Below are 22,185 nucleotides of genomic sequence, written 5' to 3'. Positions count from 1 at the left end.
CTACAAAATAGTTAAATAGATAATTCCTTTGATAGCTTAAACAATTCTAGATCTAATACATGCTTCCGACCTAAAGCTTCAATAATGTCGTAATCCACGAGCTGATTTTTTTCGATTCCTACGGCACGGCCGCCTTTTCCTTCAATGAGGAGCTCAACTGCTCTTGCTCCTAATCTGCTGGCTAATACTCTGTCAGCAGCTGTCGGGGATCCTCCGCGCTGCATATGCCCCAACACTGAAACCCGTGTGTCAAAGTTCGTTAAATCTTGAAGCTGCTTGGCAAATTCAACGCCGCTGCAGACGCCTTCAGCAACAATGATGATACTATGCTTTTTCCCACGCTCTTGTCCTTTACGGAGCCTTTCTGCTACCTCATTCATGTCATAATTTTCTTCAGGAATAAGAATCGTTTCTGCTCCGCCGGCAAGTCCTGCCCATAGAGCAATATCCCCTGCGTCCCGGCCCATTACTTCAATGACAAATGTTCTTTCATGAGATGTAGCAGTGTCACGGATTTTATCTACTGCATCTATAACTGTATTTAATGCCGTATCAAAACCAATTGTAAGTTCTGTTCCTGGAATATCATTATCAATCGTTCCAGGAACACCAACACACGGATAGCCAAGCTCTGTTAATGCCTTCGCCCCACGGTATGAACCATCCCCGCCAATAACAACTAGACCTTCAATCCCATGGACATTCAGCTGCTCAATCCCTTTTTGCTGGACATCTTTTGTTTTAAACTCCGGACACCGTGCTGAATGCAGCATTGTACCACCGCGATGAATAATGTCCCCAACGGAACCAAGCTCTAATTTTTTAATATTTCCACAGATTAATCCGGAATATCCGCCATAAATACCATAAACCTCAACATTATGATAGATTGCTTTTCGAACGACAGCCCGGATGGCTGGATTCATCCCCGGGGAGTCTCCACCGCTCGTAAGTACCCCAATTTTTTTCATGGCTACCACCTCAATATCAAAATAAAAAATTATGTAATCATTCCTTGAAAGAAACACAGAAAATGCCAAAATACCTTCTTTTATTATTAGCATAAAACCTTTGAATATTAATAAAATAACATGAAGAAATAGCCATAACAACCCAATCGTATTAGTAATTATAATAGACAGAATAGTTAGTCAACTGGAAGCGTTTCATCAGTCGTTGTAAGCGTCATCATTGTCTTTTCCTTGAAATTTCCGTGTTTCTTTTTTGAACGAGTAAAAAATCGTGCCCCAGTGAGCACGATTTTTTATTTAACTCCAATTAGATCATTGATCAAAGCATATTCACCGATTGTGCGGAATCGATTGTACCGATCGGAAATTAACTCATCCTCAGATAATTTTAACAATTTCTGCAAGGAGGCGTTAAGAACCTTATCAATTTCCTCAGCCTGTTTTTGAACATCCTTATGAGCACCGCCCTTTATTTCAGGGATGATGTCATCAATTACACCGAGTTCTTTTAAGTCAGGAGCTGTAATTTTCATCGTTTCGGCTGCATTTTTAGCGAAAGAGGCATCCTTCCATAAAATTGCAGCTGCCCCCTCTGGTGAAATAACCGAGTAGGTTGAGTTTTCGAGCATATAAATGCGATTTCCTACTCCGAGTGCCAGGGCCCCGCCGCTGCCGCCTTCTCCAATAACAATACAAATAACGGGTACCTTTAAACCAGCCATCTCAAACAGATTGCGGGCAATCGCTTCACTTTGGCCCCGTTCTTCTGCAGCTTTCCCTGGATAGGCACCTTTTGTATCAATAAAGCATATAATTGGCCGATTAAATTTATCTGCCTGCTTCATTAAGCGAAGGGCTTTTCTATAGCCCTCAGGATGTGGCATTCCAAAGTTTCGGCGAATGTTTTCCTTCGTGTCTTTTCCTCTCTGATGACCAATGACCGTAACCGGAAGACCTTTAAATTTAGCTATTCCGCCCACAATTGCTTCATCATCAGCAAAGGTGCGATCACCATGACATTCAAAGAAATCCTCAAACAGGAAGGAAATATAATCGAGGGTTGTCGGTCTGTTCGCTAGACGAGCGATTTGCACCCTGTCCCACGGTTTAATATTCTCGTAAATATCCTGCTCAAGCTTTTGTAAACGTCCCTCTAACTTTTTAATTTCAGAGCTTAAATCCACATCAGCGTTTTTTGTGAATTCCTTTAATTCACTTATTTTCTTCCTTAACTCCACTACCGGACGTTCAAATTCCAATTCCCCGATCATGCCAGTTCACCCCCTGGTTGATGAATATCTAGAATAGTTGAAATTTTATCTACCATTTCAAGACGTGAAATAATTGCATCCAGCTGACCATGCTTTAATAGAAACTCTGCTGTTTGAAAATCCTCCGGCAATTCTTCACGGATTGATTGCTCAATTACTCTCCGTCCAGCAAATGCAATTAACGCTCCAGGTTCTGCGAGGTTATAATCTCCTAATGAAGCAAAGCTTGCCGAAACGCCGCCTGTAGTCGGATGAGTCATGATGGAAATAATTAAGCCGCCGTTATCGCTGAATTTCTTTAAAGCGACACTCGTCTTAGCCATTTGCATTAAGCTTAAAGCACCCTCTTGCATTCTAGCACCGCCAGAGGCTGTAAAAATGACAAATGGTACACCAATTTCATCTGCTTTTTCAATTGCAAGTGTAATTTTCTCGCCAACAACTGATCCCATACTCCCCATTCGGAAGGATGAATCCATGATGGCCACGACGATTTTATGTCCGCTAACCGTCCCTATTCCCGTTACAACTGCTTCGTTTAACTTACTTTTTTGCCGGTCCTTTTCAAGCTTTTCCAAATAATCCGGAAAATCAAGTGGATTTTTGGAAATCATATTTTCATTAATTTCTTCAAAGCTTCCCTCATCAATAAAGCTATCTATTCTTTCTTTCGCATTCATCGGAAAATGATGTCCGCAATGTAAACAAACCATAAAATTTTTATTGAGCTCTTTTGAATACATGATTTTCTTACATGTGGGACACTTCGTCATAATTCCTTCTGGAACATCACTTTTTGCTGCTTCTGTCGGTATAGTTGCGTATTTTTTCTTTTTTGTTTGGTTTTTTGTAAATAGATCTTTAAGCGCCAAAATTAAACCTCCCTGGTTCGCTTCTGCATTATGGGACGATTCCCCACTATAGTTCTATTCAGAAGTCTTTCTATCTTATTTAAACTTCATACGTTTATATTCACAAAAGTGGTCAGACCACCGGATGATTTTAAATACCCTTAAAATTGGGCTTGTACAGAATTCACTATAAAATAAAAAGAGTTCAAAATTTGTTAGTTCTTGTCGTTAGAATGAAGACAAATTTCTTAAATTGCAGTAAGCAGAAAGGGTTTTTGCTTCATCTTTCTCAGCTAATCCATTTAGTAAAAGTATATAGTCTTCAAACTTATAGGTACCCCGGGTGGGATCTAAAGAATAATAATACTCTTTTAAAATTAACCAAATCCTCAAGAACAGGTGATTGTCAGACATTTCGATGATTCGGTAAAAGAACTCATCATCAGTAAAATGTTCATCTTTATTTATCCAATCATGCAAAATGGCTAAATGATGTTCGTCCATCCTTTTAAGGACCAAACGCAGACAATCCATCTCGATATAGTTTTTTGTTTCGAACACATCCCGTTTGGCTTTTTCATCCTGTAAAATAAATGTGCCGAGAAGCTGGACCAGCTGATGACCGCGGAAGTCTCTGATAAATGTCCCTTCTCCACGGCGTGTTTCAATTAGGCCAAGTAATTCTAATGCTCTTAATGCTTCTCGAACTGAAGAGCGCCCGAAATTCAGGCGCTCTGACAATTCTCGTTCTGAAGGGATTTTATCTCCTGTCTTCAGTCCACCAATTGTAATCATTTCTCGTAATTGCTTTACAATCTCTAAATATACTTTTGAGCTTGTCACTTACTGAATCACTCACTTTTGCCAATCAAAGCGAGCCTTTGTGTTTTTTCTTTTACTTCTTCTGGGTCTACTTTTATGCGGGCGACACCTGTTTCCATCGCAGCTTTTGCGACTGCTGCTGCCACATTTGGCGCAACTCTTGGATCAAATGGAGCCGGGATGACATAATCTGCATTTAGTTCATCTTCATGGATTAAACCCGCAATCGCTTCCACTGCAGCTACTTTCATTTTTTCGTTAATATGGGTAGCACGAACATCTAGTGCACCGCGGAAAATGCCTGGGAAGGCAAGTACATTGTTTACTTGATTTGGAAAATCGGAGCGGCCTGTTCCCACTACTTTCGCTCCAGCTTCTTTCGCATCATCAGGCATAATTTCTGGAACTGGATTAGCCATCGCAAAAATGATTGAGTCAGGATTCATGGATGCTACCATTTCTTTCGTTAGAGCCCCAGCAACGGATACACCAATAAAGACATCGGCACCTTTAATAACATCTGCAAGGCTGCCTGAAAGATTGTCACGATTCGTATATTTTGCCACTTCTGCTTTTACATTGTTCATACCATGAGGGCGGCCCTCGTAGATGGCGCCCTTCGTATCACACATGATGATATCTCTTACACCATAGCTATATAATAATTTAATAATAGCAATACCAGCGGCCCCAGCACCGTTTGCAACGACTTTAATTTCTGTCATTTTCTTGCCAACAAGCTTTAAGGCATTGACTAGACCTGCAACAGTTACAATCGCAGTACCATGCTGGTCATCATGAAAGATTGGGATATTTGCTTCCTTTTTCAGTCTTTCTTCAATAACAAAACAATTTGGAGCTGCAATGTCTTCAAGATTTACGCCGCCAAAGGTTGGCTCAAGTAACTTAACAGTTTCAACAATTTTATCAACATCTGTAGTGTTTAAGCAAATCGGAAAAGCATCAACCCCGGCAAAGCTTTTAAATAATACTGCTTTTCCCTCCATTACTGGGAGAGCTGCTTCAGGACCAATATTTCCAAGTCCAAGAACCGCTGTACCATCAGATACTACCGCAACCATGTTTCCTTTCATGGTATAGTCGTATACGGTTTCTGGTTTCTCATAAATCTCTTTACATGGCTCGGCTACACCTGGTGAATAAGCTAGGCTTAAATCAGTCGCATTCCGAACTTGGACCTTTGATTTTGATTCTAATTTGCCCTTGTTAATTCGATGCATATGTAATGCTTCTTCACGTAAAGTCAAGACATGTCACCCCTCGAATAATTACAATATAATTAATAGAATATACTGATAAATTGGTGGTCAGACCACACTTGTCTATTTATCACTATAACATATCTTCGATAGTTGTAAAGATTTAATCTTTTAGTACAACATTTTCTGATCCAAGAATGGACATTAATTTATCCAATAAAACTGAGGTTGGATTAACATTATTTTCTGATCCTAATTTAATGGTTTTACGAGTTGTTTCATAATGTAATACGACTCCCGTTTCCCCTTTATTTTCCTTTAAAACATGATTAATTTGCATAAGCGATTTTTCATCCTGTTTTTCCCTGACAATTCTTAAATACAAAACGGATTGTTTACCTATTTTGGTTTCTAGCCACTGTTCTAAATCAAATACTTGTTGAATGATAAATTGCCGTTTTCCGTCCCGTTCTTCTATTTTTCCCTCCAGCCAGGCGAATTTTCCCTGCACTAAAAATAGCGAAGCTTTTTTATATACATTTGGGAATGCGACTGCCTCCATTTCTCCGCTGCCATCACCCACTGTTAAAAATGCCATCGAATCTCCTTTTCTTGTGCGAATGGGTTTCATTGAGGAAATATAGACACCCACACCAACTCTTCGCTGATCAGCTTTTAGATGAAACAATACTTGCGCACTTATCTTTTTTAGATTCTTTTCGAAAATAGAAATTGGATGGTCTGACAGGTAGAGTCCAAGTGCTTCTTTCTCAAAGTATAGTTTATTTTCCTGGCTGATTGGGTCGACTTCAACATACTTGGGCTTGAGATTAAATTCTTCCTCAAATAAATCAAATTGATTAGAATCATCTGGTTTAAATATTTGGGCATGTTCTATGGCAACATCTAAACTGGCTAGCATTACGGCACGATCCTCGCCAAATTCATCGAAGCTTCCAGAATGAACGAGAGACTCCAGTGTTTTCCGATTAATGGCTTTCGGGGAAACCCGAATACAAAAATCAAATAAGTCGAGAAACTTCTTTGTTTTCCTTGTTTGAAAAATTTCTTTTAAAGCGGTGCCGCCCACGCTTTTAATCGCTGCAAGGCTATAGCGGATTGCCCCTTTTTCAACTAAAAAGGAATAACCGCTCTGATTAATCGACGGGGGCAGAATAATGATATCCTTCTGCTTTGTTTCCATAATATATTGCGCGATTTTTGCCTCATTTCCGATGGCAGATGTCAGTAGTCCAGCCATAAAATACACTGGAAAATTAGCTTTTAAATATGCTAGCTGGTATGCAATCATACTGTAGGCAACCGCATGGCTTCTGTTGAATCCATAATTGGCAAATCGGACAATTAAATCATAAATGTCATTGGCGAGGGATGAATTGTATCCTTTTTTTAGCGCTCCTTGAACAAAGTGATGGCGCTCCTTGTCCAATACCTCTTTTTGCTTTTTCCCGACAGCCCTTCTTAACAGATCTGCTTCCCCGAGAGAAAACCCTGCCATTTTCGAAGCAATTTGAATTATTTGTTCTTGGTAAACAATAACTCCATATGTATTCTCAAGAATTGGCTTTAGATCCGGATGTGGGTATTCGACTGCCTGCCTGCCATGCTTCCTGTCAATAAACAGAGGAATATTCTCCATTGGACCAGGCCGATAAAGTGCATTAACTGCGACAATATCTTCAAATCTTGATGGCTTTAACCGTGTTAAAACCTTTCTCATCCCTTCCGATTCCAGTTGGAAAATTCCTGTCGTTTCCCCCTTTGACAATAGATCGAAGACAGTTGGATCATCTAACGGGATCGACCTGATATCCAGATTCGTTCCTGTATGACGTGAAATGGAAGATAAGATGGATTCTATAAGCGATAGGTTCCGAAGTCCTAAAAAATCCATCTTCAGCAAGCCAATCTCTTCTAAGTATTCCATTGAATATTGGGTTAGATAGACATTATTCGAACCCTTTTGAATCGGAACTAACTCTATGAGCTGCTTTTCACTAATAACCACACCTGCGGCATGTGTAGAGGTATGACGCGGCAAGCCTTCCAGCTTTAAGGCTGTTTCAAAAAGTTTTCGGTTGATCGAAGATTCCTGGACAAACCGTTGAAACCCCTCTGATTCATTGTAGGCAGATTGGATATTGATGCCTAACTGAGAAGGGATAAACCTCGATAATTGCTCGAGCTCTTTTGAATTTAAGCCAAATACTCTCCCGACATCTCTTAATGATGCCTTGGCAGCAAGTGTCCCAAATGTAACAATTTGCGCGACATGAAGTTCTCCGTATTTCTTTGCAACATATTCAATTACTTCATCGCGGCGATGGTCTGGAAAATCGATATCAATATCAGGCATTGAAATCCGCTCTGGATTTAAAAAACGTTCAAATAACAAATTATGTTTTAACGGATCGACATCGGTAATATATAAAACATATGCAACCAGTGATCCTGCAGCAGACCCCCTTCCAGGGCCTGTTAATATTCCATTTTCACGGGCATATTTCATAAAATCCCAGACAATTAAAAAATAATTGCTAAACTTCATTCGTTTAATTACTTCTAATTCATAGGATAAACGGTTGTGATACTCTTCGTCAGGAGAGGAAAAGCGTTCGAGAAGGCCTCTTTTACAAAGCATTTCAAGGTATTCCTCTGAGGGTATCCCATTTTCCGTCGGATAAGTCGGCAAATAGGTTTTATTTAATTCGATATTTACCTGGCATCTATCGGCAATATTCAGGGCATTTTCTAAAGCTTCAGGAACATCTAAGAAAGCATCTATCATTTCTGATGTGGGTTTTAAATAGAATTGATCGCTTCCCAATTTCTCTCTAAGATCATCCTGCAATTTATCACCATTCTTAATCGCCAGCAAACATTCGTGAGCAAAGGTATCTTCCTTTTCTAAATAATGGACACGATTGGAGGCAACCAATGGGATTTTCATTTCTCTCGAAAGGGACTGTAGCTGATTTCGGATAGTCCTCTCTTGCTCAAGCTGATGATTTTGCAGTGATAAAAAAAAGTTGCCGCTGCTGAAAATAGCGGTTAATTTTCTAATTAATGCACGGGCAGAATCCTCGTTGCCCTTTAATAAAAGCTGTTCGATTTCTCCTTCAAGTCCCGGTGTGATGGCAATCAGTCCATCTGAATAATGTTTTAACCATTTTAGCGGTATCCCATTTTCTACTTTTGTTTGAACAGCACTGGATATTTTTAATAGATTCTTAAAACCACGATCATTTTCGGCGAGTAAAACGAGTGGATACGCTTCGTTTTCGTTTATCTCACTGGCAACATCCACGGTTAAGCCGATTATCGGTTTTATATTATGCTTTTTACAGAGCTTATAAAATTCAATGGCCCCATACATTACATTTCTGTCAGTTAATGCAAGTGCCCGAAAGCCCTTTGATTGGGCGTTTCCGACTAATTCCGGGACCGAAGCCGTACTGGTCAACAAACTATACGCACTATATACATGAAGGTGAATAAAAGACATAATCGTCACACCCTTATAAATTATCTCACTATCTATTATAGGACTTCATGCTAAAAAAGGAAAATATGTTCTCATTTTAATTTAAAAGCGGAAGCGCCTTGCCCAGGGGCTGCAGCTAGATAGTTCTCAAATTGAACATAATCAAATTGGTTTGTCCATATAGATGAATATAAGGATTTTTTTGTAGGAGCGGATGAAGGTATGAAAGAAATTGGTTTTTTTCCTGCGTTTATCGAAAGCTATTTTATTGCCTTAGGAGTCATTCTTGGGGGGGCATTGATCGGGGGGATTGCTTCTTTCTTAACTGGACAACCTCCGTTAACTACGGTGTACCGATTATCTTCAGCACTTAGAATCTGGGCGATTGTCGCGGCGATTGGCGGAACGTTTGATACCGTGTATAGTTTTGAGAGGGGAATCCTTAATGCGGAAACAAGAGATCTTTTTAAACAATTTTTACTTATTCTCTCGGCATTAGGCGGCGCTCAGACTGGGGCTCTTATCATCAATTGGCTGACTCAGGAGCATATTTCATCATGAGAATCCCTCCCTATTACCGCAGGCCCTCTTGGCAGCGATTTTTTTCTGGAATGGTGATTGGCGGCGCGATTAGCTGGTGCATTTTTTTATATATACACGGAGTTTGGCAGGAGAAGTATTCAAAACAAATCCTTAGTCTCCAGGATAATATTTCTGATTTAAATAATGAAAAGAAAATTTGGCAGGAAGAATATAAGGAGTTAAATAAACGGAACCTAGAAAAAATTACGGTCCAAAAAATAAACATTAAAATCACTAATTATGAAAAGTATAAGCTTGATTATTTTAGTGCCTTTCAAACCGAAGAAGCGGTTAGGGATGAATTAAGTATCATGCTTGCCAAGGACTTAGATACTGTATACAAAAGCAAGGATCTTCTGAAAAAAATCATTGAAAACAAGCCATTGAAAATCAATGAAAAGAGATATAAGCTCAAGGTTAAGGAAATGGTCATTTATACCACCCTCTCTATTCAAGTAGAGCTGCAATTTGACAAATAAAAAATCGGTCCATTTGAAAGGGACCGATTTTTATTTTGGCTGTGTTAAACTTAACAGTTGATTTCTGCTTCAGGTGCTTCGCTCCAATCAACAGTGTTTCAAAATCAACAATGCCTTTATTAATTAACCTTTACATACTTCCTCTAATTCTTTGAGGACTTGGCTTACCTCATCCCATGAATAGATGGACGCACCGGCAGCAAGCGGATGACCGCCTCCTTTAAACTTTCTGGCAACCCCATTAATGACAGGACCCTTTGAGCGTAAACGCACGCGAATTTGGTCGTTTTCCTCGATAAAGAAAACCCATGCTTTAATCCCTTTTACATCTCCTAATATCCCAACAAGAAGCGATGCCTCAGCCGGCCTCGCATTGTATTCGGCTAATAATTCTTTTGTTAACTTCACAGTGGCTACGCCGTTCTCATGTAACCCGAAGTTTTGTAATATGTAACCCTTTAGCTTAATAATATTGGCATCCAATTCGTACATTTTATCAAATAGCTCTGTCCGAGAGAAATTGTAATGGATTAATTCCCCTGCATAAGTGAATGTTTTTTCTGTTGAACTAGGAAACAGAAATCTTCCGGTATCCCCGACTATTCCAGCAAACAACAGCCGTGCCGCTTCATCATTCATTTTCAAGCCTTTATCTTTTCCATACAGATAAAACTCATAAATCATTTCACTGCATGAACTTGCGCTCGTTTCGACCCATAATAAGTCACCATACGGGTCTTCATTTGGATGATGGTCAATTTTAATGAGCTTATCTCCCAGTGAATACCGCTTATCACAAATTCTTTCAGCATTGGCGGTATCACAGATAATCACCAGCGCTCCTTTATAAACATCGTCTTCAATCACATCGAGTCTACGCATGTAATTCAGAGTCGATTCCTCTTGGCCAACTGCATAAATCTTTTTCTCCGGATAGGATGCTTGTAAAATCGCAACTAATCCACCTTGGGAGCCATAGGCATCTGGGTCGGGGCGAACATGACGATGGACAATAATCGTTTCATATTGTTCAATCGTTTCTAAAATTTTCTCTTTCATACGATCTCCTTTTTACAACGAAATATGGCGTTTTTTAAAAATAAAAGTTACAATAATAGATGATTTTGAAACTTGGAGGAACAGACAATGCTTGTTTTTGCCTTTTTAATCGTCATATTATTTGCTTTTTATTTATTTTATAAAACAAAATACATCCGAAGCAACCGTTTAGTTGAAAAGAAATGGCTTTCTGCTAAATCAAATATTGCCCTTGGGCTTTTTGTTTTCTTTTTTGGGATTAATTCCTTATTTGTATCTCAGTCAACCGGCACCTACATTGTTGCCGCAATTTTTATTATCTATGGAGCATTATTCAGCTGGGTAGGATACAAAAAATATAAACACTACCTGCCTTTTGCGATTGAGGAAGCTAAAGAACTAGAAATGCAAAAATAATAGCTAAGCCGCTTCTTTCCATAAGAAGCGGCTTTCTTTTGGTATATCCTTTTATGTCCGGTCTATCAACTGGCACATCATCATCGCTTTTCCGACTAAGACTCCTTCATTGAACACTTCTACATCCACTTTCCCAAACTTACGGCCAACTTCTAGTATTTTTGGGAAAATCTCCAGCCTGCTTTCCATTTGAACTGGTTTAATAAAGTAGATGGTCATGTTTTCTACTACGAGGTCGCCTTTTTTGTAGCTTCTGAGCACTCGGTTCGCGGCATCTGAGACAATGGTCGTAAATACACCATAGGATATCGTCCCTAGATGGTTCGTCATTTGCGGGGTTACTTCACATGAAAAGACATCTTCCCCTTTTGCCCTTCCTTGCATTAACACCATCTGATTGGTCACGATATCATCAATCGTTTCACCGACTTGAGGCTGTCTTTGGTTCATTTGCAGAGCTTTTATGACATCCTGCCTGCTGATCAAGCCTTCCAGACGATTGGCGTCATCCGCAACTGGAAGAACCTCAATTCCTTCCCATACCATCATATGGGCAGTGGACGCAACACTTGTTTTCCCATTTACGGTCATCGGATGTTTGGTCATAATTTTATCGATAGAAGTATCCGCATCCTGACCTAATACATCCTTACTCGTCACCATCCCTTGAATCTTCATGTTTTGGTCGACTACAGGATATCGGCTATGTGTTGTTTGCTGATTTAATTCATGCCATTTTGACACTTTATCAGAGGTTTTTAGAAAAAAGGTTTCCGAAATAGGAGTTAAAATATCTTCCACCAAAATAATTTCTTTTTTGATTAACTGGTCATAAATAGCCCGGTTTATCATTGTGGCAACCGTAAACGTATCATAACTGGTGGAGATGATCGGCAGTTCCAGTTTATCTGCTATTCTTTTAACATGGTCCTCCGTATCAAATCCACCCGTAATAAGGACAGCTGCACCAGCCTTTAAGGCAAGCTCATGGGCCTGTGTTCGGTTCCCGACAATTAACAGGTTGCCAGCCTCTGTGTAGCGCATCATAGCCTCTAATTTCATCGCACCAATAACAAATTTATTAAGGGTTTTATGCAATCCCGCTCGTCCGCCTAGAACCTGACCGTCAACAATGTTTACCACTTCGGCAAATGTAAGCTTTTCGATATTTTCTTTCTTTTTCCGTTCAATTCTAATCGTTCCAACTCGTTCAATCGTGCTGACATAGCCTTTATTTTCTGCCTCTTTAATCGCACGATAGGCTGTTCCTTCACTTACAGTCATCGCCTTGGCGATTTGCCGCACAGATATTTTTTCACCGATTGGAAGTCCATCAATGTATTGTAAAATTTGTTCATGCTTAGTAGCCAAGACCTTCACCCTTTATAATCAAATTCCAATCTATTCTGTCAAGATTAGCAAATTACGTATAAATTTTATTATAAAGTTTAAAAAGCCTTGATTCAATGCGGTTTCTCACGGATTAATGAAAAGAGCGTGATTTTCTCTTTAATTTCTGAGACTGGTTTTTTTGAACAGTTTTCTTTGGACTATATAAGATTCCTGTTAAATTCCCTGCCAATACAATTAATGCAAAGGCCAGCCAGACGAGCGAAAAAGCACCCTCTAGCCCCTCAGCATGTAGCGATAATCGTGGTACAGCAAAATAAAGCATAAATCCACAGAGCAACAGGCATAGTAAATATCTATTTTTCTTCAACTTTCTTCCTCCTTCATAAGTGCTTGTTTCATTTTTATGCATTTGGGAGGAAAAAAAGTATGCGAATGCCCAGGAACTTTATAATTCTATCGCTTCTCCAGGATTTAACACCTTACCATTTTTAGCATCGAGCATTTCAATAAATTGATATGGATCCTGTTTGATAGGCGGGAAGGTATTATAGTGCATTGGAACAACTGTTTTTGCATTCAATAGTTTTGCTGCATAAGCAGCATCTTCAGGTCCCATTGTAAAATTATCACCGATTGGCAGGAAGGCGAGATCAATTGGATGACGTTCCCCTATTAATTTCATATCAGAGAATAATCCGGTGTCACCGGCGTGGTAAACCGTTTTTCCTTCATTCATAAATAGAATTCCTGCAGGCATGCCGCAATAGACGATTTGATTATTTTCTAGCGTATAGCTCGAACCATGAAACGCCTGCGTCAGCTTCACTTTCCCAAAATCAAACTGATAAGCACCGCCAATATGCATAGCATGGGTATTTACTCCTTGCCAGCTTAAAAATTCAGAAAGCTCAGCGTTGGCGATGACAAGAGCATTATGCTTTTTCGCCAATTGCACGGTATCACCGACATGGTCACCGTGGCCATGTGATAAAATGATGACATCAGGTTTTACATCCTCGACTTTTAAATCTGTCAATGAGTTGCCTGAAATGAATGGATCAATCATAATCGTTTTTCCATTAGAAAAAATTTGTACAACAGAGTGGCCATGGTAAGAAATTTTCATTTTTTATCCCCTTTCAAATATGCTCTATTATGTACTTCCATAAAAAGCTTGGATTTCCTTCCTCATTTATATCCAGAACTGATTTGTTTTAGCACATGCTAAGGTCAGATAGTTTACAATTACTTTTAATATTGATAATCTCATAGTGGATTTGAATTTTTTAGGAGGGCTCCAAATAATGAATCAACGTTTAAAAAAGCTTCAGACATGGATGAAGGAAAATGATATTGAAGTTAGCTTCCTAACCTCTTCTGAAAACGTATTTTATTTAAGCGGTTATTATACTAACCCGCATGAACGCTTGCTTGCGCTTGCCGTTTTTCAAGAGCAGGAGCCGTTTCTGGTCTGTCCGGCCATGGAAGTCCATGATGCCAGACGTTCTGGCTGGGAGCATGAAATCATTGGATTCAGCGATATAGAAAATCCATGGGAAATGGTGTTAAATGCTATCAATAAGCGGATAAATGCTGTTGCAAAGGTTGCTATTGAAAAAGAACATTTGAATGTAGAGCGCTATGAACATCTTTCAAGACTATTCCCTGGTGCAGCATATGTTTCAGCAGAGGAAAAACTAAGAATACTTCGTATGATCAAAGATGCCAAAGAATTAAAGATTATCGAAGAAGCATGTGCCCTAGCGGATTATGCAATTGAAGTCGGTGTAAGTGAAATAAAAGAGGGCCGGACAGAGCTGGAAGTTCTAAATGCGGTTGAGTATGCGCTAAAACAAAAGGGCGTCACTGAAATGTCCTTCTCAACGATGGTTTTGACTGGAACAAATGCAGCTTCCCCTCACGGCAATCCTGGGACAACGAGAATTCAAAAAGGTGATTTAGTTTTATTTGATTTAGGAGTCGTCGTTGATCGCTATTGTTCGGATATTACCCGGACAGTTGCTTATGGGGATATTAATGATAAACAAAAGGAAATTTATGATACTGTTTTAAAAGCACAGCTTGCTGCGGTTGAGGCAAGTAAGCCTGGTGTGTCTGCTGCTGAAGTAGATTTAACGGCACGCAGGATTATTGCTGAAGCAGGATATGGCGAGTATTTCCCACACCGCCTTGGACATGGACTTGGTATAAGCGTTCATGAATATCCGTCATTAACGGAGACCAATCAGCTAATTATTGAAGAAGGCATGGTTTATACAATAGAACCGGGAATATATGTACCTGAAGTTGCCGGTGTCCGGATTGAGGATGATTTGTTTATTGGAGCAGATGGTGCTAAAATTTTAACGAAATTCCCGAAAGAGCTTCAAATTATTAAGTAATTGGATTTTTTTTACATTGAATCACACGGCTAATTGGTGTATTATACAAATACAAGCTGCGTTGTACGTAATGATAATAAAGTTTTAACCTTTAAGCTGTAATAGGGAGTTTAAACATCGAAGCTGGCATGACAAGCCTCTGTCTAAAAGACATGGAGGACACGCAGAAAAGTTTCTGAAAACACCCACTTTGAGGAGTGGTGGTTTAAAACTTTCTTATATAGATACGGCAAAGGCGGCTACATAAGTTTTAATCTTAAAACCAGTTCCATTTTGGAACTGGTTTTTCTATTTTGTAGAATAAAAAGCTGGTAAATAATAATTATTTATTCGGGTTGAGGACAAAATCAGTTCAAAATCTACGAAATCTGTCCTCATGGAAGCCCCATGTGGACAAAATCAATCCAAAAACCACCGGACCTGTTCTCATGGAAGCTCTATGCGGACAAAACTAGCTCAAAAACCACGGAAACTGTCCTCGTAAAAGCTCCATAAGAACAGAACTAGTTCGAAAACTACTAGAGCTGTCCTCATGAAGCCATGTTAAATATTTATTTTTCCAGCAATGTTCTCGTATCTTTAAATTCTAAGCCATGGGCCTCTGCGACTGCCTCATAGGTAACAAAACCGCCAAGTGTATTAATTCCCTTTAAAAGTGCTTCATTACTCAGGCACGCCTTTTGATAGCCCTTATTGGCAATTTGCACTGCATATGGAACAGTCACATTAGTTAATGCAATCGTCGAAGTTCTCGGTACCGCACCCGGCATATTGGCTACAGCATAATGAACTACACCATGCTTTTCGTATGTTGGATTATCATGTGTGGTGATTCGGTCAGTTGTTTCAAAAATACCGCCTTGATCAATAGCAATATCAACGACCACGCTGCCAGGTTTCATCGATTGTATCATTTCCTCCGTTACAAGCTTTGGCGCCTTCGCCCCAGGGATGAGAACCGCACCTATGACTAAATCGGATTCCTTAACCGCCTCGGCAATATTATAAGGGTTAGACATTAATGTAGTTACATCTGATCCAAAAATATCATCTAATTGGCGTAAACGGTCAGGATTTAAATCAATAATCGTAACCTTGGCTCCTAAGCCAATCGCCATTTTAGCGGCATTTGTTCCAGCTACTCCACCGCCAATAATCGTTACTATTCCCCTATGAACACCAGGAACACCGGAGAGAAGTATTCCCTTACCACCGTAAACTTTTTCTAAAAATTGAGCACCTATCTGGGCAGCCATTCTCCCTGCTACTTCACTCATCGGCGTTAATAGCGGCAGGCTGCGGTTTTCTAACTGAACCGTTTCATAAGCGATGCCGACCACTTTATTATCAATTAACGCCTTCGTTAATTCTGGTTCAGGTGCTAAATGTAAATATGTAAATAAGATTAACCCTTCACGGAAGTTTTTATATTCGCTTGGAAGCGGCTCTTTTACCTTCATAACCATTTCCATTGACCATGCTTCTTCTGCAGTTTCTACTAGTTTCGCACCAGCAGAGCTATAATCCTCATCGGAAAAACCCGAACCGAGTCCTGCGCCAATTTCAATCATAACCTCATGACCAAATTTCACAAGATTAACCACTCCTGCCGGTGTCATAGCTACACGGTTTTCATTATTTTTAATCTCTTTAGGTACCCCGATCCGCATGCGCTTACCTCCACATTAAATTATCAATCCTAAAATATACCAAGACTATTTTATTATAACCTTTTCCCTAAGGAAGATGTAGCTATTAGCAATTCCTATGAAAGTTAACGATCCCATTTGGAGGTTTTGGACATTTTGGTGGATTTGGTGGATTGGGCCGACCCGGCTTTGGATTTGGTGGATTCGGTTGCCCATTTGGTTTTGGCTTCGGGTTCCCATTCTTAACTGGGTTAGCGGGGGGTGCCTTATTAGCACCAGGTTGGAATATCATAATGCACCTCAGCAGGCATTATGGTATTCATCTTTTTCCACCTCATATTTAATAAAATTCCACACTAAAGAATATGCATTTGCTTAACCGAATTCTTGGGTAAATGCCCTTCTTATACGAATTTCCCAAGACATTTGTCCAAAAAAAGACTGTCCAGTTCAGGGACAGTCTTCTTCTTCATATAAATTTCTACTATTCTTCTGCTTCCGTAAAATCATCACTATCAGCCAGCGCAGTTCCTTGATCAATAAAACCCGAATTATACGAATCAAAAATTTGCTCGCTTACCTCATTTGCCCCTTGTTCATCAAACTCAAATGAAAACTGTTTATTAGGGTCACGATTAATTATCATATTATTCTCCTTTTCATTGTAAGATTCCTGATTATTGTTCGAAAAATTGCAACATTTATACGCTGTTAAATTTTGTATAATAAAGGTGAGGAGATGATGATCATGGGACTTAAATATCAAAATATTTTAGTCGCAGTTGATGGTTCAAAGGAAGCTGATTGGGCATTTAAAAAAGGAATTGAAATTGCTAAAAGAAATAATGCCAAACTACTTTTAGTCCATGTAATCGACACAAGATCATTTGCATTAGTAGATGCGTACGATACTGTCATTGGAGATCGGGCAGAAAAGCTGGCCAAGGATATGCTTGAAAATTATCAACAACAGGCAATTGATGCTGGATTACCAGAAGTTCAATATGAAATTGATTTTGGCTCTCCTAAAGTTAGAATCCCTAGGGAATTAGCTAGAAAGCACAAGGTAGATTTAATCCTTTGTGGAGCAACTGGACTGAATGTTGTCGAAAGGTTCTTTATCGGAAGTGTCTCTGAGCATATTACCCGGTATGCTCCATGTGACGTTCTAGTTGTCCGTACAGTAAAAGAAAATTAATAACGGTAAGACACGAAGCTAATCCAGTTTCGTGCTTTTTTAATAGTTTTATCGTGAATGAATACTAGATGTGTAGTACAATTAATAAAACAACTCTAGCTTGGAGGCAAAAAATGAAAGAGCATTTTTCTTTCGATGAACGTCTTGGTATTTTCCTGCCTGATTTAACCATTGATTGGGACGAATTTAGTAAAGAAACCCAGCAAGACATTTTATTTAATTGGGAACAAATCCGCGGCTCCATTCCTGACCGGATTGTCGATCTCGAAAACGAAATCAATCATAAACAAGCACAGCTTTCCGATGAAAGTGACTTTAAGCGTTCATGTCAATTAAATACCGAAATAGCAGATTTGGCCTCAATCATTAATGATTTATGGTTATGGTTCCGAGCAAACCAAACTTTATCTGCTAAATCCCATCACTAAAAAAACTCCCTCAAACAGGGAGTTTTTCTCTTTTTATGGTTCTGTTAAACTTAGTTGTTGATTTGCGCTCCAGGCGCTTCGCGCCTTCCACTCCAATCAACAGTGTTAAAAATCAACACTGCTCTTTAACATAGCCTATTTTATAAATCTTTCTTTATTTCTCTTACTACATGGCCTAGTTCAGGCAGGATTAATTTATTCATTGCAAGCTTAACAGCTCCTGTTGAGCCTGGAGTGGAGAATACAGCTTTATTTTGGACCACTCCGGCAATCGCTCTCGAAAGGATGGCCGAGGCCCCAATATCCTCATGATAACTTAACATCCGGAACAATTCACCGAAGCCGACAATTTCCTTCTCCAAAAGATTTTGAACCGTTTCAATTGTAACATCGCGCTTGGCGATCCCGGTACCGCCATTTGTTAAAATGACATCAATATCATCACGACTGCAGCCTTTGAGAATTTCCGTTTCAATAGGTGCCGTTTCATCTTTCACAATCACATAGTCAACAATCTTATGCCCAGCTTGTTCAAGTAAGTCGATCATCAGTTTTCCACTTTTATCTGTATCCTTATCTCTCGTATCGCTGACCGTGATGACCTTGCATTTTACCGTTTTAGGTGCTTCTTGTTTATGCTCCTTAGTGCTCATTCAAAAGACTCCTCTTTTTCCATAAGATAGCGAAGTTGATAATATCTATGGGCCAAATCAGTTACATTTTTCGTTAATTGATAATTTGCACCCGCACCTAAAGCCATGCTGATTAGAGGAACCCCTTGAATCAATTTTTTTCGAAACAGGGCAATCACCATCGCTTTTAATAATTGTTGGACAGGCTGCTCAAGCCAGGTGATATCGGTGATTTCTTCCTTACCTTCATAAAAATAAGGATCCCCATTAGCTTCTAGGTCCTCCATCAAGGAGGACCAGCCATCCTTTTGGATTCCTGGAGGCAGTGTTGCTGTATGAAAAACCTTGAGTGATGTCATCATTTCATATGGGGAATTTACCTCAAAACCATATACACATGCAATTAATTGAACCGCTCTTAAATTAATCACTGCCATTGCGGGAATATCGGTTCCTAAAAGGAGGGGTCCGCCTGTACCTGCAAATCCCCCTTGGACAAACGAATATAAACGGTGCCTCCCTATTTGCTGGTCAGCTATGTATTGTAATTGATCAATCTCTAATTGCTTTAAGTCTTCTATCTTTTCGATATCTTTCAGAAAAACTCTCCCCGAAGAAAGAATTCTGTTCTTCGCATCCCTTTGAAGCTGGGAACCCTGGATAATTCCATTTAAATAAAACAACCAGCTATCTATAACCGAAAAAAACTGTGTTTGAACAATTTCAGGTAATAAGGAAAAGGAACGTTCTAAATATTTTTCATATGTTAAACGAAAATCGCTTGCTTCATAGTTAAGTATTTTCTTTTCCCATTCGCGAATATCATTCAAGACTCTGCTCTCGCGGTCAGTCAGCGGCATGTTTAGGCTCCCCCTTTTTATATCTATTTCCTTCAGTATAGCACAAAGAAAGGCAAAAGCAGTCACCTGCCTTTGCCTTTTTGTTTATTAGATTGCCGCTAAACGTACAACGTCTCTTGCGATCATTACTTCTTCATTTGTTGGAATGATGATGACCTTTACCGGGGAGTGAGGGTAATTAATAAAAGCTTCCTCGCCTCTAACTTTATTTAAAGCTGGATCCCAATAAACACCCATAAATTCAAGGCCTTTTAAGACATTTTCTCTAATGACATCACTGTTTTCACCAATACCTGCTGTAAAAATGATCGCATCAACTCCATACATACGTGAAGCATAAGAACCAATATATTTATGAATGCGATTTGCAAACACATCCAGTGCTAGCTGTGCCCGGTTATTTCCTTGCTTTGCCTGGATTTCAATATCCCTTAAATCGCTGGAGAAGCCTGTCACACCTAACATACCGCTCTTTTTATTTAGTACATCAAGTACCTCTTCAACCGATTGCCCGGTTTTCTCCATAATAAACGGAATAAGAGCAGGGTCAATATTTCCGGAACGGGTTCCCATTGTTACTCCTGCAAGGGGTGTAAAGCCCATGGAAGTATCAATCGACTTTCCGCCCTCAATCGCTGCGATACTTGCTCCGTTCCCAAGGTGGCAAGAAATTAATCGAAGCTGTTCTACAGGACGACCTAATAGTTCTGCAGCACGCTGGGATACATATTTATGAGACGTTCCATGAAAACCGTACTTTCGTATTCCATATTTTTCGTAGTATTCATATGGAAGACTATAAAGGAACGAACTCTCCGGCATTGTTTGATGGAAGGCTGTATCAAACACCGCAACAGCCGGAACATCTGGAAGCACACGCTTGAAAGCCTGGATTCCTGTGATATTTGCAGGATTATGCAAAGGCGCTAAGTCCGATAATTCTTGAATTTTCTCCATGACTTCATCTGTAATTAGGATAGAATCATTAAATTCTTCTCCCCCATGTACAACACGGTGGCCAACTCCTTCAATTTCACTAAGTGAAGCAATAATACCAAGGGTTGTTAATTTATCCAAAAGCATTTTTACAGCTACTTCATGATCAGGTATATCAGTAATTTCTTGTATTTTTTCACCGTTTACTGTGATATTAAAAATAGAATCTTTTAAACCAATCCGTTCAATAAGACCCTTAGTAATTACATTTTCACTTGGCATTTCGAACAATTGAAACTTTAAGGACGAACTTCCTGCATTAATTGCAATAACTTTTGCCATTTGCTGACGCTCCTTTTATATAACAACATCGGTTGGAGTATACGAAATTAATACAACTTTATTTTGTGCAAACCGACCTTGTTTCTTTCTCTCAATTCCTCATTAAATCACTGTAGTAATCACATTTCAAGGAATAATTTAGCTGGGAACGTTTTCAACGGAAATATAATTATATTCAAATTAATTGAATAATCAAAAAGGATAAAACCGGTAGTTTTTACCGATTTTATCCTTTATTTTCTTGAAACCATTTTTCCATTTTTGTTAAAATTTTATCCATTTCCACGGCGTTTGACAAACTTGGCAAATCAACAAGCAGCGCTTGTTTTGGAGGCTCGACGTCCTCTCCTTTTTTCTGCAAAATAAGGATGCTCTTTGCCGCATTTTTATTTTTAAACATACCTGTCGGCAGTTGAAGCAATCCCTGGATGATAACCTGATCCTTAAAATATTCCCGCAGCTGGGCAGCTTGTTCACTTTCAAACAGTCCATTCGGAATAATGAAAAATAAATAGCCTCCAGGCTTTGTGTGCCGGACACTTTGCTCAATAAATAAATGATGAGCAAAAGAATGACCTTCATTTGCTTTTAATTGATAATCTGCTGCTCTTACATCATTGGGATAAAATCCAACTGGTAAATCCGCAATGACTGCTTCAACAGGATCAATAAATAACGGCTCCAGGCTGTCCTGATTAAAAAGCTGGACTGGATGTTCCTGTAAATTAGCATTGACATAAGCAAGCTTGATTAACAAGTCGTCAACCTCGACACCAATTGAGGCTACCTTTTTATGCAGGTGATTTAGAACTGTCGTTAATAAATTCCCGGTTCCGACAGCAGGGTCCAGCAAGCGAAGACTTGATTGTTTCATAAATCTATCCACGAGATAGCCTATTAGCATCCCTACCGTATCAGGGGTCATTTGATGATTGGGTTGAACATTTTCCTTCATGCCTTTTAAAATAACCAGCTGGTACGCTTTGCGAATTTCCTCATTCGAAAACTTTTGCAATTGAATTTCTTCATATTGTTTCTTTAACCTTTTAACGGTTAATTCACTTAGTTCCTCCTGAAGAATAGAGCCTTGAAATAAATTTTCCCCTGTTTCTGCTAGGGCTTCTAGATAAGTACAATCTAATTCTTCCTGCAGAATAAGAGCTGTTTCATTGAATAAAGTAAATAACTGTTCTGTTGGAGTTATTTTCATTTTTGTTACTCCCCATTCA

General features: G+C 39.3%; 22 protein-coding genes and 1 other RNA gene. 7 read left to right on the top strand and 16 right to left on the bottom strand.

The window, feature by feature from the left end; translation table 11 throughout:
* Nucleotides 1–11: 11 nt before the first annotated feature.
* From pfkA to dnaE, 6 genes are all read right to left on the bottom strand, one after another.
* Nucleotides 12–971 (bottom strand): 6-phosphofructokinase, encoded by a 960-nt coding sequence (gene pfkA / locus AC59HZ_RS00685; RefSeq protein ID WP_496544006.1) that lies wholly within the window; start codon nucleotides 969–971, stop codon nucleotides 12–14.
* A 293-nt stretch (nucleotides 972–1,264) separates the two neighbouring features.
* Nucleotides 1,265–2,242, bottom strand: a complete 978-nt coding sequence (gene accA / locus AC59HZ_RS00680) for an acetyl-CoA carboxylase carboxyl transferase subunit alpha (protein WP_496544005.1) — start codon at nucleotides 2,240–2,242, stop codon at nucleotides 1,265–1,267.
* Nucleotides 2,239–3,114, bottom strand: a complete 876-nt coding sequence (gene accD, locus AC59HZ_RS00675) for an acetyl-CoA carboxylase, carboxyltransferase subunit beta (RefSeq protein WP_496544004.1) — start codon at nucleotides 3,112–3,114, stop codon at nucleotides 2,239–2,241. The genes accA and accD overlap by 4 nt, the downstream gene beginning before the upstream one ends.
* A 207-nt stretch (nucleotides 3,115–3,321) precedes the next feature.
* A complete protein-coding gene (locus tag AC59HZ_RS00670; protein WP_496544628.1) occupies nucleotides 3,322–3,888 on the bottom strand; it encodes a FadR/GntR family transcriptional regulator in 567 nt (188 codons plus the stop codon).
* Nucleotides 3,889–3,944: 56 nt separating this feature from the next.
* Entirely contained in the window at nucleotides 3,945–5,183 is a 1,239-nt protein-coding gene (gene ystJ, locus AC59HZ_RS00665) for an NADP-dependent malic enzyme (RefSeq protein WP_496544003.1), read from the bottom strand.
* 115 nt (nucleotides 5,184–5,298) lie between these two features.
* Nucleotides 5,299–8,661: a DNA polymerase III subunit alpha gene (gene dnaE, locus AC59HZ_RS00660; RefSeq protein ID WP_496544002.1), complete on the bottom strand. Its 3,363-nt coding sequence runs from the start codon at nucleotides 8,659–8,661 to the stop codon at nucleotides 5,299–5,301.
* 201 nt (nucleotides 8,662–8,862) lie between these two features.
* Here dnaE and ytrH point away from each other — a divergent pair, with 201 nt between their 5' ends.
* Nucleotides 8,863–9,201, top strand: a complete 339-nt coding sequence (ytrH, locus tag AC59HZ_RS00655; protein ID WP_223591012.1) for a sporulation membrane protein YtrH — start codon at nucleotides 8,863–8,865, stop codon at nucleotides 9,199–9,201.
* Complete coding sequence (gene ytrI, locus AC59HZ_RS00650) at nucleotides 9,198–9,701, top strand: sporulation membrane protein YtrI (RefSeq protein WP_496544001.1); 504 nt, start codon at nucleotides 9,198–9,200, stop codon at nucleotides 9,699–9,701. The genes ytrH and ytrI overlap by 4 nt, the downstream gene beginning before the upstream one ends.
* Nucleotides 9,702–9,824: 123 nt before the next feature.
* Here ytrI and AC59HZ_RS00645 read toward each other — a convergent pair whose 3' ends face one another.
* Entirely contained in the window at nucleotides 9,825–10,760 is a 936-nt protein-coding gene (locus tag AC59HZ_RS00645) for a DHH family phosphoesterase (RefSeq protein WP_496544000.1), read from the bottom strand.
* Nucleotides 10,761–10,847: 87 nt separating this feature from the next.
* Between AC59HZ_RS00645 and AC59HZ_RS00640 the strand changes: the two genes are divergently transcribed.
* Nucleotides 10,848–11,156, top strand: coding sequence for a YtpI family protein (locus AC59HZ_RS00640; RefSeq protein WP_496543999.1), 309 nt, complete (start codon nucleotides 10,848–10,850; stop codon nucleotides 11,154–11,156).
* Nucleotides 11,157–11,207: 51 nt separating this feature from the next.
* On the opposite strand, the gene AC59HZ_RS00635 is transcribed toward AC59HZ_RS00640, so the two are convergent.
* The 3 genes from AC59HZ_RS00635 to AC59HZ_RS00625 all read right to left on the bottom strand — a co-directional run bounded on the left by AC59HZ_RS00635 (nucleotide 11,208) and on the right by AC59HZ_RS00625 (nucleotide 13,635).
* Nucleotides 11,208–12,527, bottom strand: coding sequence for a DRTGG domain-containing protein (locus AC59HZ_RS00635; RefSeq protein WP_496543998.1), 1,320 nt, complete (start codon nucleotides 12,525–12,527; stop codon nucleotides 11,208–11,210).
* A 112-nt stretch (nucleotides 12,528–12,639) separates the two neighbouring features.
* On the bottom strand, nucleotides 12,640–12,876 hold the full coding sequence (locus tag AC59HZ_RS00630; RefSeq protein WP_496543997.1) for a hypothetical protein: 237 nt from the start codon (nucleotides 12,874–12,876) through the stop codon (nucleotides 12,640–12,642).
* 78 nt (nucleotides 12,877–12,954) lie between these two features.
* Nucleotides 12,955–13,635, bottom strand: coding sequence for a metal-dependent hydrolase (locus AC59HZ_RS00625; RefSeq protein ID WP_496543996.1), 681 nt, complete (start codon nucleotides 13,633–13,635; stop codon nucleotides 12,955–12,957).
* A gap of 178 nt (nucleotides 13,636–13,813) precedes the next feature.
* Here AC59HZ_RS00625 and AC59HZ_RS00620 point away from each other — a divergent pair, with 178 nt between their 5' ends.
* Both AC59HZ_RS00620 and ssrS read left to right on the top strand, forming a co-directional pair.
* Nucleotides 13,814–14,911, top strand: a complete 1,098-nt coding sequence (locus AC59HZ_RS00620) for a M24 family metallopeptidase (RefSeq protein WP_496543995.1) — start codon at nucleotides 13,814–13,816, stop codon at nucleotides 14,909–14,911.
* A 50-nt stretch (nucleotides 14,912–14,961) separates the two neighbouring features.
* A non-coding RNA gene (ssrS, locus tag AC59HZ_RS00615) (6S RNA) lies at nucleotides 14,962–15,157 on the top strand.
* 305 nt (nucleotides 15,158–15,462) lie between these two features.
* Here the strand turns inward: ssrS and ald are convergent.
* Nucleotides 15,463–16,581: an alanine dehydrogenase gene (gene ald / locus AC59HZ_RS00610; protein WP_496543994.1), complete on the bottom strand. Its 1,119-nt coding sequence runs from the start codon at nucleotides 16,579–16,581 to the stop codon at nucleotides 15,463–15,465.
* Between the two features lie 463 nt (nucleotides 16,582–17,044).
* The gene (locus AC59HZ_RS00605; protein WP_496543993.1) at nucleotides 17,045–17,206 is read right to left on the bottom strand and encodes a hypothetical protein; all 162 of its coding nucleotides are present in this window, start codon (nucleotides 17,204–17,206) and stop codon (nucleotides 17,045–17,047) included.
* A gap of 102 nt (nucleotides 17,207–17,308) precedes the next feature.
* Here AC59HZ_RS00605 and AC59HZ_RS00600 point away from each other — a divergent pair, with 102 nt between their 5' ends.
* Both AC59HZ_RS00600 and AC59HZ_RS00595 read left to right on the top strand, forming a co-directional pair.
* The gene (locus tag AC59HZ_RS00600; protein ID WP_496543992.1) at nucleotides 17,309–17,758 is read left to right on the top strand and encodes a universal stress protein; all 450 of its coding nucleotides are present in this window, start codon (nucleotides 17,309–17,311) and stop codon (nucleotides 17,756–17,758) included.
* Nucleotides 17,759–17,871: 113 nt separating this feature from the next.
* Nucleotides 17,872–18,186: a hypothetical protein gene (locus AC59HZ_RS00595; protein ID WP_496543991.1), complete on the top strand. Its 315-nt coding sequence runs from the start codon at nucleotides 17,872–17,874 to the stop codon at nucleotides 18,184–18,186.
* A 140-nt stretch (nucleotides 18,187–18,326) separates the two neighbouring features.
* Here the strand turns inward: AC59HZ_RS00595 and AC59HZ_RS00590 are convergent, their stop codons facing one another.
* From AC59HZ_RS00590 to AC59HZ_RS00575, 4 genes are all read right to left on the bottom strand, one after another.
* Nucleotides 18,327–18,839: a MogA/MoaB family molybdenum cofactor biosynthesis protein gene (locus AC59HZ_RS00590; RefSeq protein WP_496543990.1), complete on the bottom strand. Its 513-nt coding sequence runs from the start codon at nucleotides 18,837–18,839 to the stop codon at nucleotides 18,327–18,329.
* Nucleotides 18,836–19,678 (bottom strand): EcsC family protein, encoded by an 843-nt coding sequence (locus tag AC59HZ_RS00585; RefSeq protein ID WP_496543989.1) that lies wholly within the window; start codon nucleotides 19,676–19,678, stop codon nucleotides 18,836–18,838. Before AC59HZ_RS00585 ends, AC59HZ_RS00590 begins: the two co-directional genes overlap by 4 nt.
* Before the next feature lie 87 nt (nucleotides 19,679–19,765).
* The gene (locus tag AC59HZ_RS00580; protein WP_496543988.1) at nucleotides 19,766–20,956 is read right to left on the bottom strand and encodes an acetate kinase; all 1,191 of its coding nucleotides are present in this window, start codon (nucleotides 20,954–20,956) and stop codon (nucleotides 19,766–19,768) included.
* A 226-nt stretch (nucleotides 20,957–21,182) separates the two neighbouring features.
* Nucleotides 21,183–22,166 (bottom strand): class I SAM-dependent methyltransferase, encoded by a 984-nt coding sequence (locus AC59HZ_RS00575; protein ID WP_496543987.1) that lies wholly within the window; start codon nucleotides 22,164–22,166, stop codon nucleotides 21,183–21,185.
* Nucleotides 22,167–22,185: the final 19 nt, after the last annotated feature.

The sequence above is a fragment of the Neobacillus sp. DZ-9 genome (assembly GCF_059587065.1).
Note: the sequence above shows the minus strand (reverse complement) of the source record. Positions and strands in the feature narration are given on the sequence as shown.